At 70.1% G+C, this 17,658-nt stretch carries 13 protein-coding genes; 6 read left to right on the top strand and 7 right to left on the bottom strand.

Annotated features, from left to right (window positions below; genetic code table 11):
• Positions 1–7: 7 nt before the first annotated feature.
• A complete protein-coding gene (locus FG99_RS17855) occupies positions 8–775 on the bottom strand; it encodes a class II aldolase/adducin family protein (protein WP_009622313.1) in 768 nt (255 codons plus the stop codon).
• Between the two features lie 222 nt (positions 776–997).
• Here FG99_RS17855 and FG99_RS17850 point away from each other — a divergent pair, with 222 nt between their 5' ends.
• A complete protein-coding gene (locus tag FG99_RS17850; protein WP_081884662.1) occupies positions 998–1,717 on the top strand; it encodes a Crp/Fnr family transcriptional regulator in 720 nt (239 codons plus the stop codon).
• Positions 1,718–1,727: 10 nt separating this feature from the next.
• Here FG99_RS17850 and FG99_RS17845 read toward each other — a convergent pair whose 3' ends face one another.
• The 5 genes from FG99_RS17845 to FG99_RS17825 form a co-directional block, all read right to left on the bottom strand.
• A complete protein-coding gene (locus FG99_RS17845) occupies positions 1,728–3,848 on the bottom strand; it encodes a PQQ-dependent dehydrogenase, methanol/ethanol family (protein ID WP_051879024.1) in 2,121 nt (706 codons plus the stop codon).
• A gap of 122 nt (positions 3,849–3,970) precedes the next feature.
• The gene (locus FG99_RS17840; RefSeq protein ID WP_051879022.1) at positions 3,971–5,419 is read right to left on the bottom strand and encodes an aldehyde dehydrogenase family protein; all 1,449 of its coding nucleotides are present in this window, start codon (positions 5,417–5,419) and stop codon (positions 3,971–3,973) included.
• A complete protein-coding gene (locus FG99_RS17835; RefSeq protein ID WP_043271641.1) occupies positions 5,416–6,639 on the bottom strand; it encodes an alpha-hydroxy acid oxidase in 1,224 nt (407 codons plus the stop codon). The genes FG99_RS17840 and FG99_RS17835 overlap by 4 nt, the downstream gene beginning before the upstream one ends.
• Positions 6,636–8,030: an FAD-binding oxidoreductase gene (locus FG99_RS17830; protein ID WP_043271639.1), complete on the bottom strand. Its 1,395-nt coding sequence runs from the start codon at positions 8,028–8,030 to the stop codon at positions 6,636–6,638. Before FG99_RS17830 ends, FG99_RS17835 begins: the two co-directional genes overlap by 4 nt.
• A 13-nt stretch (positions 8,031–8,043) precedes the next feature.
• The gene (locus tag FG99_RS17825; RefSeq protein ID WP_043271637.1) at positions 8,044–11,553 is read right to left on the bottom strand and encodes an indolepyruvate ferredoxin oxidoreductase family protein; all 3,510 of its coding nucleotides are present in this window, start codon (positions 11,551–11,553) and stop codon (positions 8,044–8,046) included.
• Positions 11,554–11,732: 179 nt separating this feature from the next.
• On the opposite strand from FG99_RS17825, the gene FG99_RS17820 reads away from it, so the two are divergent.
• Complete coding sequence (locus FG99_RS17820; protein ID WP_051879020.1) at positions 11,733–12,443, top strand: Crp/Fnr family transcriptional regulator; 711 nt, start codon at positions 11,733–11,735, stop codon at positions 12,441–12,443.
• Between the two features lie 4 nt (positions 12,444–12,447).
• On the opposite strand, the gene FG99_RS17815 is transcribed toward FG99_RS17820, so the two are convergent.
• Positions 12,448–13,377, bottom strand: coding sequence for an AraC family transcriptional regulator ligand-binding domain-containing protein (locus tag FG99_RS17815; RefSeq protein ID WP_051879017.1), 930 nt, complete (start codon positions 13,375–13,377; stop codon positions 12,448–12,450).
• A gap of 142 nt (positions 13,378–13,519) precedes the next feature.
• Here FG99_RS17815 and FG99_RS17810 point away from each other — a divergent pair, with 142 nt between their 5' ends.
• The 4 genes from FG99_RS17810 to FG99_RS17795 all read left to right on the top strand — a co-directional run bounded on the left by FG99_RS17810 (position 13,520) and on the right by FG99_RS17795 (position 17,607).
• Entirely contained in the window at positions 13,520–15,124 is a 1,605-nt protein-coding gene (locus tag FG99_RS17810; RefSeq protein WP_081884661.1) for an arylsulfatase, read from the top strand.
• Between the two features lie 86 nt (positions 15,125–15,210).
• Entirely contained in the window at positions 15,211–15,744 is a 534-nt protein-coding gene (locus tag FG99_RS17805) for a 2,4'-dihydroxyacetophenone dioxygenase family protein (protein WP_051879015.1), read from the top strand.
• Between the two features lies 1 nt (position 15,745).
• Entirely contained in the window at positions 15,746–16,786 is a 1,041-nt protein-coding gene (locus tag FG99_RS17800; protein WP_051879013.1) for an NAD-dependent epimerase/dehydratase family protein, read from the top strand.
• A complete protein-coding gene (locus FG99_RS17795) occupies positions 16,783–17,607 on the top strand; it encodes an SDR family NAD(P)-dependent oxidoreductase (RefSeq protein WP_043271634.1) in 825 nt (274 codons plus the stop codon). The genes FG99_RS17800 and FG99_RS17795 overlap by 4 nt, the downstream gene beginning before the upstream one ends.
• Positions 17,608–17,658: the final 51 nt, after the last annotated feature.

Below are 17,658 nucleotides of genomic sequence, written 5' to 3'. Positions count from 1 at the left end.
TGGCTCCTCAGTCGCGATAGCTGGTGTCGATGCGGTTGAGCCTGCGCAGCAGCGCCGGCCAGACGAAGTCGCCGCCCTGGCCGCCGGTCTGCTTGTCGACCACCTCGGCCACGCCGTCGATGATCTGCGGATCGACCTGCACCAGCTGGCCGCCGGCCTGGGCCGCCAGCTGGATCTGGCAGGTGGTCTCGAAGGTGTACATGTTGAGGAAGGCGTCGGCGACGCTGCGGCCGACGGTGAGCAGGCCGTGGTTGCGCAGCATGAAGAACAGCTTGTTGCCCAGGTCGGCCTGCAGGCGCGGCTTCTCGTCGTCGCGCAGGGCCACGCCCTCGTAGTCGTGGTAGGCCAGCGAGGAGAGCACGAAGGTGGACTGCTGGCTGATCGGCAGCACGCCGCATTCCTGGGCGCTGACCGCGACGCCGGCGCGGGTGTGGGTGTGCAGCACGCACTGGATGTCGTGGCGCGCGGCATGGATGGCGCTATGGATGACGAAGCCGGCGCGGTTGGCGTCGTAGGGGCTGTCGATCACCTTGTTGCCGTCCTGGTCGATCTTCACCAGGTTGGAGGCGGTGATCTCGTCGAACAGCAGGCCGTAGGGGTTGATCAGGAAGTGATGCTCGGGGCCGGGGACGCGGGCGCTGATGTGGGTGAAGACCAGGTCGGTCCAGCCGAACAGGGCGACCAGCCGGTAGCACGCGGCGAGGTTGACGCGCAGTTGCCATTCTTCGTCGCTCACCTGGTCGCGGACATGGGGGAGGGCGAGTTCGTGGGCCATGGGGCATTCCTTCTTGTAGGTGTTCTTGTAGATGTTGTGGTGGAGCGCCCGAGGCTAAGGCGTGGCGAGGTGCGGCGACTGTCCTGAATTTGACGTCCGTCCTGCTGGCGCCCGGTCCCCCCTTTGCGGCCGATTGGGGGAGGCCGTCGATGCGCCTTGTGCTGGCTCGCCCGTCGGCCGAATAATGGGAGCAACGTCCCGGATTCCATGGAGCCTTCAGGCGTGACCTTCCCCTCGATGTTGTCGGAGTCCCATCTCGCCGTGCTGCTGGCCAGCCCCTGGTTCGGCGGCCTGCCGGAACAGGTTCGCGACGACATGCTGGCCCGCGCCGGCGTGCGCGCGCTGAACACCGGCCAGCAGCTGTTCCGCTGCGGCGAGCCGCCGGATGGCCTGTACATCGTGCTGCAGGGCATCATCCGCCTGAGCAACACCACCCGCGATGGCCAGGAGGCGGTGCTGAACTTCTACGAGCCGGGCACCTGGCTGGGCGAGGTGTCGATGCTCGACCACAGCAACCGCCTGCACGACGCCCATGCCCACGTACCCTCCCAGGTGCTGCACATCAGCCCGCTGGCGCTGGGCGAGCTGTGCGATCGGCACCCGGCGCTGGTGCGCATGCTGCTGGACCTGGAGGTGTCGCGCCTGCGCGCCATGCTGGTGGCCTTCTCCGCGTTTTCCACGCAGTCGCTGGAGCAGCGCCTGGCCGGGCGCCTGCTGGGGCTGAGCGAATCCTTCGGGGCGAAGGAGGCCGAAGGGGTGAGCCTGGACCTGCGGCTGTCCCAGGAGTCCATGGCGCAGCTCATCGGCGCCACCCGCCAGCGCGTCAACCAGGTGCTCAAGCAGTGGGAGCAGCAGGGCCTGATCCGCCAGCGCTACGGCCAGCTCCTGCTGCTGCGCCCGGACGCCCTGCAGACGCTGGCCCAGGAGCGGCCGGACCGCTAGCCCAGCGAACCTAGGTGTCCGCCGGCGGCTGGCCCGCGGCCTGCAGTTCGGCGCGCCGGTCGTGGGCGCGCTCGATCAGGTAGGCGCGGATCTGCTCCACCTGCTCCGGCGCCAGCCGCCCGGCGAACGGCGGCATGCCCCGGCCGGCCCGCGCGCCGGCGACGATGCTCTGGAAGTCCTCGTGCGTCTGCGCCGTCATGTAGCGCAGGTCGGGGATCACGTTCGCGCTGAAGGCGCCCAGGCCGTGGCACACCCCGCAGTGCTGGCGGAACAGCTGGTCGCCGGCCGCCACCGTGGCCGCGTCGGCGCTCAGCGGCGGCGGCTCGGGCAGTACGATGGCGCGCCGCCGGACCGCGGGCATGGGCGCGCTGCCGCCGAGCCTGAAGGTGAACACCCGGGCGTCGGGCACGCCGCGGGTGCGCTCGGACAGGGCGCCGAAGGTGATCGGGTAGGCGCCGCCCCAGCCGCTGCTGAAGGTCACGTACTGCTCGCCGTCCACGCTGTAGGTGATGGGCGCGGCCACCACACCGCTGCTCACCTCGCGCTGCCACAGCAGCTTGCCACTGTCGGCCGCGTAGGCCAGCAGGCGGCCATCGTGGGTGCCCTGGAACACCAGGTTGCCGGCGGTGGCCAAGGTGCCGCCGTTGGCGATCTGCGCGTAGGGCACCGACCAGACCTCTTTCTGCCGCACGGGGTCCCAGGCCTGCAGCTTGCCGGTGTAGATCTGCGCGAATTCGTCGATGCTCTTGCTGTCCCGGGGCATCGGCGGGATTTCCATCCCGGTGTTCCACTGGCCCTTGGCGGGCGTATCCAGCTTCGCCTTCGGGTGGTGGATGTCGGCCGTCGATTGCGTGGGGATGTAGACCAGGCCGGTCTTCGGGCTGTAGCTCATCGGGTGCCAGTTGTGCCCGCCCTGGGAGCCGGGGAACACCAGCCTGGCCTCGCCCTTGCTCCAGTAGTCGGCCGCCTCCGGGTCGATGAGCGGCCGGCCGCTGTCCAGGTCCACGCCCTTGGCCCAGTTGACCTTGGGGGCGTACTGGGCGGCCGAGAGCAGCTTGCCCGTGGCCGCGTCCAGCACGTAGAAGAAGCCGTTCTTCGGCGCCTGCATCACCACCTTGCGCGGCTTGCCGTCGATGGCCAGGGTGGCGACGATGATGTGCTGCGTGGCGGTGTAGTCCCAGGCGTCGCCCGGCGTGGTCTGGTAGTGCCAGACGTACTGCCCGGTGTCGGGGCGGACCGCGACAATGGAGGAGAGGAACAGGTTGTCGCCCTTGCCCTGCGAGCGCTGGCCGTAGTTCCAGAAGGCGCCGTTGCCGACGCCGAGGTAGAGCAGGTCCAGTTCGGCGTCGTAGGCCATCGAGTCCCACACGGTGCCGCCGCCGCCCTGTTTCCAGTACTGGTCGCCGAACCAGGTCTTGCGGATCATGCCGATGGTGTCGCTCTCGTCGCCCTTTGCCGGGTCGCCCGGCACGGTGAAGAAGCGCCAGGCCTGCGCGCCGGTTTCGGCATCGTAGGCGGTGACGTAGCCGCGCACGCCGAACTCGCTGCCGCCGTTGCCGATCACCACCTTGCCCTTGATGATGCGCGGGGCGCCGGTGATGGTGTAGTTGCGCGCGTGGTCGAGCACGGTGTCCACCGACCACAGGCGCTGCCCGCTGCGTGCTTCCAGCGCCTCCAGCCGGCCGTCGTACACGCCCACGTAGACCTTGCCGTTCCACACCGCCACGCCGCGGTTGGCCGCGTCGCAGCAGCCCGAGCCCTGGATGCCGCGGTAGACCCCGGGGTCGTACTTCCACAGCAGTTCGCCGGTGCGCGCGTCCAGCGCGTGGACGATGCTGTAGGCGCTGGTGGTGTACATCACGCCGTCCACCACCAGGGGCGTGGCCTCGACCACGCGGTCCAGCCCGAAGCCGTAGTTCCAGGCCAGGCCGAGCTGCCCCACGTTCCCCTCGTTGACCTGCTCCAGCGGCGAATAGCGCTGTTCGCCGTAGGTGCGGCCGGTGCTCATCCAGTTGCCGGGCTCGCTGTCGGCGGCGTTCAGGCGCTGGGCGTCGACCGCCGCCGGGCCGCCGGCCCAGGCCAGCGGAGCCGCGAGCAGCAGCGCCGCCCCGGTATTCCAAGGTGCTTTCATGGTTCGTTCCCTCATGGCGCCGCCAGCGGCAGCTCGTTTCGGGCGAGGCTCGGTGTGCAGGACGGTGCCCCGGCGGCAGGCCGCCGCCGGGGCTGGCCGTCAGGCGTGACGCGCAGTGCCGGTCACGGTTCGAGTCCCAGAGCAGCCGCCACCTGCGGGTAGGCCACCGTGTCGATCAGCTGGCGCGTGGCGGCGCCGTAGGGCGGCGTGATCAGCTCGAAGCTGCCGCCGGCGCGGCGCTCGTAGAAGCCGCGCGGGTTGGAGAACTCGCGGAAGCCTTCCTCGCCGTGGTGCCGGCCCATGCCGCTGGCGCCCACCCCGCCGAAGCCCATGGCGGCCAGCGCGCCCTGCATCACGGCGATGTTGAAGCACACGCCGCCCGAGCGGGTGCGCGTGGCGATCGCCTGGCGCAGCGCCGGGTCGTCGCTGAAGAGGTAGATGCCCAGCGGCGTGTCGCCCTGGTTGATGCGCGTGACGAGGTCGTCGGTGTCCTTGTAGGTCTGGATCGGCAGGATCGGACCGAAGATTTCCTCGCGCACCACCTGGGCGTCGTCGCGCGGGTTGACCACGATGTGGAAGGGCATGTCGCGGGCGCCGGCATCCATCTCGCGGCCGATGCGGATCACCTGCTCGCTCTTGCCCTGGGCGTCCTCCAGCAGGCGTTGCAGGCGCTCGACGTGGCGCTGGTTGATGATGCCGCTGGCGCTGCTGGCGCCGTTGTCGTGGCCGAAGCTGTGCTGCATCACTTCGCTCAGGGCCTTCACGAAGTCCTGCAGGCCGTCCTCGGGCACCAGCAGGTGGTCGACGGTGATGCACAGCTGGCCGCGCTTGATGGCCTTGATGCCGGCGATGGCCGCCAGCGTCTGCGCGTCGCCGAGCTTGTCGCGGCCGACGATGGTGGGGTTGCGCCCGCCCAGTTCGAGGGTGACCGGCACCAGGTTCTCGGCGCAGCGCTTCATGATCTCGCGGCCCACCGCCGTGCCGCCGGTGAACAGCAGGTGGTCCCAGGGCAGCGTGGCGCAGTGCCGGGCCAGCTCCAGGTCGCCGTTGACCACCGCGACCTCGTCCTCGGCGAAGTAGGCCGCGAACATTTCCTGCAGCAGGGCGCCGCTGTTGGGCGTCAGGTCCGAGGGCTTGAGGATCACCCGGTTGCCGGCGCCGAGCATGTCGATGAGCGGGCCGACGCCGACGTCGAAGGGGAAGTTCCACGCCGCCATGTTGCACACCACGCCCTTGGGGCTGTACTGCACGTAGGCCCGCGACTCGCCCTGGGTGGCCGGGTCGACCGGCTTGGCGATGGGCTTCATCCACTGCTGGACGTGGGCGCAGTCGAAGCGCACGCGCTCGACCATCGGCAGGATTTCGGTGAGGTCCGCCGCCGCGCCCGAATGGCTGCCGAAGTCCGCCACCAGCGCTTCGTGGATCCTGGCGCGGTAGCTGTACATCATCGGCACGATGCGCGACATGCGCTCGATGCGCGTCTCGGCGCTGGGGAACATGTCCTGGGCGAAAGCCGCTTTCTGCAGCGCGAACAGGCGCTCCAGGCGCTGGATGGGGGGTTGCGTGGTCATGACAGGTCTCCGGTGGGTAGCCGCGCGTCCCGCCCCGGATGGAGCGGGCCGTGCGGGAGGGCGCTGGCCCCCGGCCAGGGGCACGGGGGCAGCAAGATGCTCGGGCCGACGGCCTCGATGTCGGTGTGGCCGCAGAAGGCCATGCTCAGGCTCAGTTCGTTGTGGATGATCTCCAGCGCGCGGCTCACGCCGGCCTCGCCGAGGGCCCCCAGGCCGTAGACGAAGGCGCGCCCCAGCAGGCAGCCGCGCGCGCCCAGGGCGCGGGCGCGGAGCACGTCCTGGCCGCTGCGGATGCCGCCGTCCATCCAGACTTCGGTCTGCGCGCCGACCGCCTCGACTATCGGCGGTAGCGCGCGGATGCTCGACTGGGTGCCGTCGAGCTGGCGCCCGCCGTGGTTGCTGACCACGATGGCGTCGGCGCCGCGGGCCACGGCGTTGCGCGCGTCGTCCACGTCCTGGATGCCCTTGAGCAGCAGCGGGCCGTCCCACCAGCGGCGGATTTCGGCGACGTCGGCCCAGTTCAGCGACGGGTCCAGCTCGCCGCCGCGCCAGCGCGCCATGTCGGCCATGCTGTCGATGCCGGGCGCGTGGCCGACCACGTTGCCGAACGCCCGTCGCGGCGTGCCGGCCATGCCCAGCGCCCAGCGCGGGTGCCTGGCCACGTCGAGCAACTGGCGCAGGCTCATGCGCGAGGGGTCGGTCAGGCCGTTCTTCAGGTCCTTGTGGCGCTGGCCCACCAGCGACAGGTCGAGGGTCAGCACCAGCGCCGTGCAGCCGGCCGCCCTGGCGCGCTCGACCAGGCGCCGGGCGAAGGCGCGGTCGCGCATCACGTAGAGCTGGAACCAGAAGCCGGGGCCGGCGTGCTCGGCCACGTCCTCGATGGAGCAGATGCTCATGGTGGACAGCGTGAAGGGCACGCCGAAGCTCCGCGCCGCGCGCGCCGCGAGGATTTCGCCGTCGGCATGCTGCATGCCCAGCGCGCCCACCGGGGCGAGCGCCAGCGGCATGGAGGCGCGCTGGCCGAGCAGGGTGGTGGCGGTGCTGCGCCGGTCGATGTCGATGGCCACGCGCTGGCGCAGCAGCAACTGCTGCAGGTCGGCCTGGTTGGCGCGGTAGGTGCTCTCGGTCCAGGAGCCCGAGTCGGCGTAGTCGTAGAACATCCGCGGCACGCGGCGCTGGGCCAGGGCACGCAGGTCCTCGATGCAGGTGATGCAGGTCATGGCGCGCCGCCGTCGAGCAGCTTGCCCGGGTTGAGGATGCCGGCGGGGTCCAGCGCGCGCTTGATCGCGCCCATCAGCGCGCGTTCCTGCGGGCTGCGGGTGATCGACAGCCAGGGCTTCTTCTCCAGCCCGATGCCGTGCTCGGCCGACACCGAGCCGCCGCGCGCGCGCAGTTCCGCGTAGACCAGCGCTTCGATGCGCGGCTTGAACCGTTCGAGGTCGGCGTGGGGCAGGGTGACGACCAGGTGCAGGTTGCCGTCGCCCAGGTGGCCGAACACGTAGAGCCAGTGCGCCTTGGCTTCCGCGAGCAACAGGCGCTGCACCTGGCGCACGTAGCCGTCCATCTCGGCGATCGGCAGCGAGATGTCGAAGCCCAGCGGCATGCCGTGCCGCATCACCTGTTCCACGTCGTCGCGCAGCGCCCAGAAGGCCTGCGCGTCGGCGTCGGAGCGGGCGAGCACCGCGTCGCTCAGCAGCCCTTGCTCCAGGGCCGCTTCGAGCGCGGCCTCGAAGCGCTGGCCGTCGCCTTCGCGCTGGCTGCCCTGGGCCTCGACCAGCACGTAGAAGGGGTGCTCCTGGCCCAGCGGCGGCAGGCTCTTGGCCGGCGGCGTGGTCACCAGGCGGTAGAAGGACTGCCACATCACCTCGAAGGACGACAGCGAGCCGCCCAGCGCGCGGTCCATGTGGCGCAGCAGCCCGGCCACGGCATCGAAGCCCGGCGCCGCCAACAGCGCGGTGTGGCTGGCCAGCGGCTTCTCGCGCAGGCGCAGCACCAGGCGGGTGATCACCCCCAGGGTGCCTTCGCTGCCGATGAACAGCTGCTTGAGGTCGTAGCCGGTGTTGTTCTTGATCAGTGGGCGCAGGGACGACACCACGGTGCCGTCGGCCAGCACGGCCTCAAGCCCCAGCACCATGTCGCGGGTCATGCCGTAGCGCAGCACGCGGGTGCCGCCGGCGTTGGTGGCGGCGGTGCCGCCCAGGGTGGCGCTGCCGCGCGCGCCCAGGTCCAGCGGGTAGACCAGGCCCTGGGCCTCCACGGCTTCCTGCAGGGCCTGCAGGGTGACGCCGGCCTGCACGGTGGCGGTGCGCTGTTGCGGGTCGATGGCCTCGATGGCGCGCATGCGCTCCAGCGACAGGATGATCTCGCCGGGCCCGGCATCGGCGCCGCGCACCAGGCCGGTCAGGCCGCCCTGGGGTACTACCGGCAACTGCCGTTGGTGGCACCAGCGCAGCACGGCGGCGACTTCCCCGGTGCTGGCCGGGCGCACCAGCGCCCGCGCCCGCAGATGGTCGGCGCGGAAGGCGCCGGCCGAACGGCTGGCGAGGTCGGCCGCGCAGAGCACGCCGTTATCGCCGACGATGGCGCGCAGCGCCTCGACTATGGGGTCCATATGCGATCGTCTCCTAGCGGGGAGTGGCTGGCGCGCGGGCGATGTCGTGCCGCGAGGCCTTGAGCTGCGCGCGTTCCTTTTCCACCTGCTCGATGTGGCGCTGGCGCACGTGGCCATAGCCGCGGATCTTCTCCGGCAGCGAAGCCAGGGCGACGGCGGTGTCGAGGTTGCCAGCATCGAGGCTGGCGATCAGGCCGTCGATCTCGCGCTCGTACTCGGCCAGCAGGCGCAATGCGAGCCGGCGTTCGGCGCTGTTGCGGAAGGGGTCGAGGAGGGTGCCGCGTAGGCCCTTGCAGTGCTTGAGCAGGCCGAAGGCCTTCAGCAGCCAGGGCCCGACTTCCTGCTTGTACGGCTTGCCGTGCTGGTCCAGGCCGCCGAAGGGCCAGGCGCCGACGTTGAAGTGGACCTTGTAGTCGCCCTCGAACACGGCATCGAGTTCTTGCCTGAAGGTGGCGGAAGCGTAGAGGCGGGCAACCTCGAACGCGTCCTTGATCGCCAGCAGCTTGAAGTAGTAGCGCGCCACCGCCGTGCTGAAGCGCTCGCCCAGGTTCAGCCCGCGCTCGGCCGCCATGGCGCGGTCCACCAGGGCCTTGTAGCGCCGGGCATAGGCCTTGTTCTGGTATTCGGCCAGGTAGGCCATGGAGCGCTGGACGATGGCGTCGAGGGACATGTCGATGCGTGGCGCGGGCACGACCGGCTTGCCGGCGCAGGCGGCCTGTTCCACCGCCTGCAGGTCGACCGCCGCGCGGCGGCCCCAGAGGAAGCTCGCCTTGTTGAAATCGACCTGCACGGCGTTGAGTTCCAGCGCGCGCATGATGGCCGCGTGGGACAGCGGCACGCTGCCCAGCTGCCAGGCCGCGCCGAGCATGAACATGTTGGCGGCGATGCTGTCGCCCATCAGCTGCGCGGCGATGCGCAGGCCCTCCATGGCCAGCAGCTGGCCGTTGCCGCAGCGCTGGCGGATGCGCTCGACCAGCGCGCCGGCATCCATCTTCCAGTCGGGGTTGCGCGCGAAGTCGCTGGTGGGCACCAGGTCGCTCGCCACTATCACCCGCGTGCGGCCCGGGCGCACGCGCAGCAGCGCCTCGTCGCCAGCGGTCACCACCAGATCGCAGCCCACTATGGTGTCGGCTTCGGCCGTGGCTATGCGCGTGGCATGCAGGCGCTGCGCATCGGCGGCGATGCGCACGTGGGACATCACAGCGCCGTATTTCTGCGCAAGGCCCGTGACGTCCAGCACCGAGACCGCCAGCCCCTCGATGTGCGCGGCCATGCCGAGCACCTGGCCGATGGTGACCACGCCGGTGCCGCCGACACCGGTGATCAGCAGCGAGAACTCGCCGGCGAGCGCCGGCAGCGCCGGTTCCGCGATGGCCGGAAAGTCCGCCGCGCCCACGCCCGCGGTGCGCGTCTTGCGCAGCTTGCCGCCGTGCACGGTGACGAAGCTCGGGCAGAAGCCCTCGACGCAGGAGTAGTCCTTGTTGCACGAGCTCTGGTTGATCTTGCGCTTGCGCCCGAAGGGGGTTTCCAGCGGTTCGATGGACAGGCAGTTGGAGGCCCTGGAGCAGTCGCCGCAGCCCTCGCAGACGGCCGCGTTGATGAAGCTGCGCTTGGCCGGATCGGCCCACTTGCCGCGCTTGCGCAGGCGCCGGCGCTCGGTGGCGCAGGGTTGGTCGTAGACGATCACCGACACCCCTTCGATCTCGCGGCAGCGCAGCATCAGCGCATCCAGCTCGGCGCGGTGCAGCAGCGGCACGCCGGCCGGCAGGCTGCCGGCGGGGTGCTTGGCCAGGTCGTCGGTCAGCACGAAGATGTGCCGGACGCCCTCGGCCATCAGCTCGCTGACCACCTGCGGCACCGTCAGCTCGCCGTCGATGGGCTGGCCGCCGGTCATGGAGACGAAGCCGTTGAACAGCACCTTGTAGGTCATGTTGGCCTTGGCCGCGATGGCCTGGCGGATGGCCAGGAAGCCGGAATGGAAGTAGGTGCCGTCGCCGATGTTGACGAAGACGTGCTTCTCCCCGGTGAAGCGGTGCTGGCCCAGCCAGTGCATGCCTTCGCCGCCCATCTGGGTGAACATCGGCGGCGTCTTGATCGGGTCGTGCAGCACGGCCATGGCGTGGCAGCCGATGCCGACCATGGCCCGCGAGCCGTCGGGCACCTGGGTCGAGCGGTTGTGCGGGCAGCCCGAGCAGAAGCCGGGGTTGCGATTGGGCGAGGCCGGGTCGGGCAGGCCGGGCAGCTTGTTGGTGGCTGGCGGCAGCGCCATGGCGGGCAACTCGGGGTGCAGCTTGCGTAGTTGCCCGTGGATGGCGTGCATGATCTGCGTCGGCGACAGCTCGCCCCAGCCCTGCAGCACCGCCTCGCCATGCTCGGGCGCGAAGGCCTGGGCCGCCGCGTACTTGCCGGCCACCCGCGGGTGGTTGGGCAGCGCCAGGTCGTAGAGGATGCCCTTGACCTGGTCTTCGAGGATGCCGCGCTTTTCCTCGACCACCAGGATGGCGTCCAGCCCGTCGGCGAATTCGCCGACGAACTGCGGGTCCAGCGGCCAGATTAGCCCGGCCTTGCCGATGCGCAGGCCCAGCTCGCGCTGGCGCGTCTCGTCCAGGCCCATCCCTGCCAGGGCCTGCAGCACGTCCTGGTACGACTTGCCGGCCGACAGCACGCCGAGCCGGGCGCCGGGCACTTCCTGCAGCAGATGGTTGAGCCGGTTGGCGCGGGCATAGGCCACGGCCGCCGGCAGCCGGTGGTTGACCAGGCGTTCCTCGCCCATCAGCGGGATATCGAAGGTGCGGATGTTCAGGCCCTGCGGGCCGAGGTGCGGGGCAACCTGCAATTCGGGCAGGACGATGCGCGGCGAGTCGGGGCCGACGCGCACCGAGCCGCCGCCCTCGACCACGTCGTTGTGCACCTTGAAGCCCACGGCGCAGCCGCTGAAGCGGCTCATGGCGAAGCCGTGCAGGCCCAGGTCGAGCAGTTCCTGGGTGTTCGACGGGTAGAGGATCGGCAGGCCGGCGGCGATGAAGATCGGGTCGGAGAAGTTGATGACCGAGGAGGACTTGACGCCGTGGTCGTCGCCGGCGATGGCCAGCACGCCACCGTGCCTGTGGGTGCCGGCGCTGCCCAGGTGGCGCATGGCGTCGGCGCTGCGGTCGGTGCCCGGGCCCTTGCCGTACCAGATGCCGAACACGCCGTCCACGTTGGCGCCGGGCAGCAGGCCCGCGTACTGCGAGCCCCACACCGCGGTGAGCGCCAGGTCCTCGTTGACCCCCGGCATGAAGTGGATGTTGTTGGCCTCCAGGCGCGCCTGCTGGGCCCACAGCTCCATGTCGTAGCGGCCCAGCGGCGAGCCGCGGTAGCCGGAGATGAAGCCGCCGGTGTCCAGGCCCGCGGCCTGGTCGCGCCAGCGCTGCTGCAACGGCAGGCGCGACAGGGCCTGGGTGCCGGTGAGGTAGATCCAGCCGTCGCGGATTTCGAACTTGTCGTCGAGGCTGACGCCCTGGCGAGGCAGAGGGGCATTCATCACGGTGTCTCCTGCTTATTCTTGTTCTGGCGCCTTGTGCGCGGTACAAGCGGCGGGGCGGGCAGGGCGTGCCCGCCGGGCGGCTCGTGGCGCCACGACGATCGTTGGAAAAATAGTGCAGCGCGATACCGCGGGAGACTGTTAGGTATTTGCAATGCGAGGACGCTGTAGGAGTACTCATGACTACCCCTTCCGAGGTATCGGCAAGCCACCTGCGGACGCTGCTGGGCAACCCCTCGTTCGCCCTGCTGCCGGCGGAGGTGCGCGATGATGTCCTTGCCCACGGCCGGCAACGCCGGCTGGCGGCCGGGCAGCGGTTGTTCCGCCGCGGCGACAGGGCCGATGGGCTGTACATAGTGCTGGAGGGCTCGCTGCGCCTGAGCGGCACTTCCCGGGACGGCCTGGAGGCGGTGCTGAACTTCTACGAGCCGGGCTGCTGGGTCGGCCTGGTGTCGCTGCTCGACGGCCTGCCGCGCATCCACGATGCCCAGGCGGCCATGCCGTCCCTGGTGCTGCAGCTCACCCCGGCGGACGTCGAAGGCCTGATCGGCCGCCATCCCGCCTTCTCGCGCTTCCTGCTGCACCAGCAGAGTTCGCTGCTGCGCGCGCTGCTGGTGGGGTTCGAGGCCTTTTCCACCCAGACGCTGGAGCAGCGCCTGGCCAGCCGCCTGCTGGCGCTGGCCGCGGCCTTCGGCTCGGCCAACGCCGGGGGCGGGCTGGCCATCGAGCTGCGCCTGTCCCAGGAAACCCTGGCGCTGCTATTGGGCAGCACCCGCCAGCGGGTCAGCCAGTTGCTGAAGCAGTGGGGCCAGGACGGCATGATCGCGCAGAAGTACGGCAGCGTCGTGCTGCTCGACCAGGGCCGGCTGGAGGAACTGGCCCGGGTGTGAGGCTTCAGTCTTCCTGGCATTCCTGCCAGCGCTTGCGCGCGCGCAGGTAGGCGGCGGTGTCGGCGTAGCCGAGGCGGGTGGCGATGCGTTCGCGGTCCAGGCCCTGCAGCTCCAGGTACTGCTCCAGCTCCGTGCGCACCGCGGCCAGCACCTGACGGTAGCCCAGGTCCTGCTCCAGCAGGCGCCGGCGCAGGGTGCGCGGGGTCATGTGCAGCGCCGCCGCGGCGCTCTCCAGGCTGGGCGCGGCGCCGCTTTCCAGCTCGCCGCGGATGTGCTGCGCCACCCGCGCGGCGGCCCCGCTGAACTGCTGCAGGCGCGCCAGGCGCTGTTCCAGGCCGCTGACGATCAGCTCCACCAGCACCGGGTGGTGGCCGCGCATCGGCTCTTCCAGCAGGCTCCTGTCGAAGACCAGGCGGCTGCGTTCGCAGCCGAACTGCAGGTTCGGGCCGAACAATTCCCGGTACTCGGCGTGGTAGGGCGGCCGCGAATAGGCGAACTCGGCGCGCAGCGGCAGCACTGAGTGCACGCAGCCTTCGCGCAGCTGCGTCATGGTCATCACCAGGGCATGTTCGCTGTAGTGCCGACGCAGCCGCTCCGAGGCCTCTATCTGCACCTCCAGTGCCACTTCGCCAGCGGCTTCGACGATGTGCAGGCGATCGAGGTCCGAGCCCAGGCGGGCGAAGCGCTGCCAGTGCTGCAGGGCCTCGCCGACGTTGGCGCAGCACAGGGTGAGGGGCACCAGCACGAAGCGCTCCCTGGGCAGGAAATGGCTGAACAGGTGCAGGCCGATGGCCGGGTCGATGCGCGCCGCGCGCTGCCAGAGGCGCTCCAGCTGCGCCCGGTCGAATTCCTCGGCGTCGCTGTGCTCGCCGAGGTAGCGGGCCAGCACCCGGCCCATGGCGCCGCGGTGCCGCGGCTGGACCGGCGTGGCCACTTTGGTTCGGTTTTTGTCCCTTTCTGGCATGTTCGCCAGCGTCCTCTTGCCGTTTCATGTGGCCGTTCGAGCGTGCTGTCCCGCCCTGCCGATCGGCGGCCAGCCACGTCCTGCCGTTGATGATAAACCGAGAATAAGAAACATGACCCGCAAATACCTGCCACGCCGCGCCGCGACCCTGGCCACGCGCCTGCTATTGCTCGCTCTGCCGGTACTGGGCGGCGCCGTCCAGGCGGCGGACAAGCCCAACATCGTGGTGATCTTCGGTGACGACATCGGCATGTGGAACCTCAGCGCCTACAGCCGTGGCGCCATGGGTTACCGCACGCCGAACATCGACAGCATCGCCAAGGGCGGCGCCATCTTCAGCGACCACTACGCCCAGCCCAGCTGCACCGCCGGGCGCGCCGCCTTCATCACCGGCCAGCTGCCGATCCGCTCGGGCATGACCACCGTCAGCCAGCCGGGCGGGCCGCTGGGCCTCAAGCCGCAGACCGTGACCCTGGCCGAGGTGCTCAAGACCCAGGGCTACACCAGCGGCCAGTTCGGCAAGAACCACCTGGGCGACCGCAACGAGTACCTGCCGACGGTGCACGGCTTCGACGAGTTCTTCGGCAACCTCTACCACCTCAACACCGAGGAGGAGCCGGAGGACGTCGACTACCCGGCCGACCCCGGCTTCAAGAAGCGCTATGGCCCGCGCGGCGTGTTGCACTGCTACGCCACTGACGGCGAGACGCCCGGCGACGACCCGCGCTTCGGCAAATGGGGCAAGCAGCGCTGCGAGGACACCGGCGCGCTGACGCGCAAGCGCATGGAGACCGTCGACCAGGAGCTGATCCAGGCCTCGTTCAAGTTCATGGACAAGGCCGTGGCGCAGAAGAAGCCGTTCTTCGCCTGGATCAACACCACGCGCATGCACGTCTTCACCCACACGCCGAACCAGTACCTGGAGCGCTGCAAGCAGTTCACCAGCGGCGAGGACGAACACTGCGCCGGCATGCTGCAGCATGACGAGGACGTCGGCACGGTGCTGAAGAAGCTCGACGACCTGGGCATCACCAAGGACACCATCGTCATCTACTCCACCGACAACGGCCCGGAGCACGAGACCTACCCCTTCGGCGGCACCAGCCCGTACCGCAGCACCAAGATGACCACCTGGGAAGGCGGCGTGCGCGTGCCGATGATGGTGCGCTGGCCGGGGCACATCCCGGCGGGCGAGGAGCTCAACGGCATCCAGTCCCACGAGGACCTGTTCACCACCCTGGCGGCCGCCGCCGGCATGCCCGACGTGCGCGAGCGCCTGGCCAAGGGCGACGACCTGGGCACCGGCGTGGTGAAGAAGAACTACATCGACGGCCTCGACAACCTGGCCTACTGGGAAGGCAAGACCGACCAGTCGGCGCGCCACGAGATCTTCTACTACGCCGAGAGCCGCCTGCAGGCCGTGCGCCTGGACCAGTGGAAGGCGCACTTCTATACCCGCGACGGCTACTACGGCAGCACCACCACGCTGGAGATGCCCTGGCTGTTCAACATCCGCCAGGACCCCTTCGAGAGCTACGACCAGGCGCCCGGCCCGCGCGCCAACCTGCTGCAGAAGAAGACCTACCTGTTCAACCGGATGACCGACGCCATAGTCGCGCACCTGAAGACCTTCAGGGACTTCCCGCCGGCGCAGAAGGGCGTGTCGCTGAGCTTCGACCAACTCAAGGAACAGATCACCAAACAGGCCGAAAAATGATTCCCCCGGCGGCCGCCCGACGGCCGCCAGGTTTACCCCCGCGCGCCCGTCGCGCGCAGAACAACAAGACCGGAGTTTTACCCCCGATGAGCCAGCTCAGCCCCGCCGCCATGCAAGTCTTCGCCGCCATGCAGAACGCCCCCGTGGTGTCCCGCGACCACGCCCGCGAGGCGATCCTGCTGCTGGAGGACGACCTGCCCTGGGTCGCCCTGCCCGACGGTTCCACCATCCAGCTGCTGCACGTGGACCTGAACCAGAACCTGTGGATCAACCGCACCCGCATGAAGCCGGGCTTCGGCGTCGACACCCACTACCACACCGGCCCGGTGTTCGCCGTCACCCTGCAGGGCGAGTGGTTCTACCGCGAATACCCGGACAAGGTGAACAAGGCCGGTTCCTACCTCTACGAGCCGGCGCATTCGCTGCACACCCTGTGCGTGGCCGAGGACGCCACGGAGATCGCCGACGTCTGGTTCGCCATCTTCGGCAGCAACGTCGACATCGACGAGAAGGGCGACGTCATCCGCATCCTCGACGCCAAGACCGCGCTGGCCGTCTACCGCGCGCTGTGCGCGGCCGAAGGCAAGAGCTGCGACAAGCTGATCGTGCTCGGTGAGTGAGATGAGCCGCTTGCAGAGCGCATTCGTCACCGGCGCCGGCGGCTTCATCGGCCGTCACCTGGTGCGCCAGTTGCTGGCCGAGCAGGTGGCCGTGGTCGCCCTGATGATGCCCGGCGAAGCCGTGCCGGCGGAGTGGGGCGATAACGTCCGGGTGGTGGTCGGCGACGTGCGCCGGCTGCTCGAACTGCGCGAGCGGATCGGCCCGGTGGACGCCATCTTCCACCTGGCCGCGGTGGTCAGCGACTGGGGCAGCACCCAGTCCCACGTGGAAGTGACCGTCAAGGGCACCGAGCAGGCCATCGAACTGGCCCTGGGCTGGGGCGCGCACTTCGTGGTGACCACCAGCGTCTGCGCCTTCGCCAGCGCCCTGGCCAAGGGCCGGCTGAGCGAGGACAGCCCGGTCGGCGTGCCGTCGTCGGCCTACGAGTTCTGCAAGCAGGAACAGGAGCGCGTCACCCGCGAGGGCGTGGCGCGCGGGCTCAAGGGCACCATCGTGCGGCCGGCCAACGTCTTCGGCGTGGGCAGCATGCCCTGGGTGAACTCGCTGGTGCAGGTGCTGCGCGAAGGCGCGCCCTGCCTGCTGGGTTCCGGCGACTGGGATGCCGGGCTGGTGCACGTGAACAACCTGGTGGCGCTGCTGATCGCCGCCGCGCGCTCGGCGTTCGTGCATGGCGAGGTGTTCATCGCCGCCGACGGCTTCGGCGTGACCTGGAAGACCTACCTGGAGGCCCTGGCCCAGGCCGCGCAGACGCCGCCGCCGAAAAGCCTGCCGAACTGGCTGGCGCGCTTCATGGCCAGCGCCCTGGAGTGGTGGGGGCACCTGCGCAAGCAGACGCAGCGCCCGCACCTGACGCGGCAGACCTTCCGCCTGATGGGCGGGCCCAACGAGTTCGCCATCGACAAGGCCCGGCGCCTGCTCGACTACCGGCCGCCGGTGAGCTTCGAGGCGGCCATGGCGGAGCTGGCCGAGCATTTCCGTACACAACGCCAGGCGTCGGCAGGCGCCGCAAGTGCAACAGCAGGACTGGGGAGCCAGGCATGAGTCAGTGGATCCACGGCGCGCCGCGCGTCGCCTTCATTTCCGGCGCCGGCAGCGGCATCGGCCTGCAGGTCGCCAAGGCCCTGGTGGGCGAGGGCGCCAGCGTGGCGCTGTTCGACCTGCGGGTGGAGGAGGGCGTGCTCGCCGAGCTGCGCGCCCTGTGCCGGCAGCCGCAGCAGAAAGTCGAGGCCTTCATCGTCGACATCACCCAGGCCGCCGAGGTGGACGCGGCGGTGGACGCCGCCGCCACCAGGCTGGGCGCGCCGGACTTCGCCTTCAATTCCGCCGGCATCCTGCGCACCGCGCTGTTCACCGAACTGCCGGCGGAAACCTTCGAGCTGGTGGTGCGCATCAACCTGATCGGCAGCCGCAACTTCGCCGCCGGCGCGCTGCGCTACATGCAGCGGGGCAGCCATCTGGTGCTGGTGGCCTCGCTGTCGGGAATCGTGGGCGGCTACACCCAGGCCGCCTACTGCGCCTCCAAGTTCGGCGTGGTGGGCCTGGCCGAGGTCCTGCGCCTGGAGCAGAAGCCGCGCGGCATCGACGTCTCCGTGGTGTGCCCCGGCGAGATCGCCACGCCGCTGCTGACCTACGAGCGCCAGCATGGCAGCAAGGTCACCGAGGCGCTCAACGCCACCGCCGGGGTGCTGACGGTGGAGGAAGCCGTGGCCGGCATCCTCGCCGGGCTGCGCAAGCGCGAATTCATGATCACCCCGGGCCTGCGCGCCAGGCTGTTGCGGGGCATGGCGCGCAAGACCAGCTCGCTGATGCGCTGGCTCACCGACCAGACCCTCGCCAAGGCGCTGCAGGCCGAGCGCCGCTGAGCCGCGCCGGCCGCGGCTGGGGCCGTGGCCGGCAACCCTTCCGTCATTTCC

The sequence above is a fragment of the Pseudomonas sp. AAC genome, from assembly GCF_000725445.1.
Lineage (GTDB): Bacteria > Pseudomonadota > Gammaproteobacteria > Pseudomonadales > Pseudomonadaceae > Pseudomonas > Pseudomonas citronellolis.
Note: the sequence above shows the minus strand (reverse complement) of the source record. Positions and strands in the feature narration are given on the sequence as shown.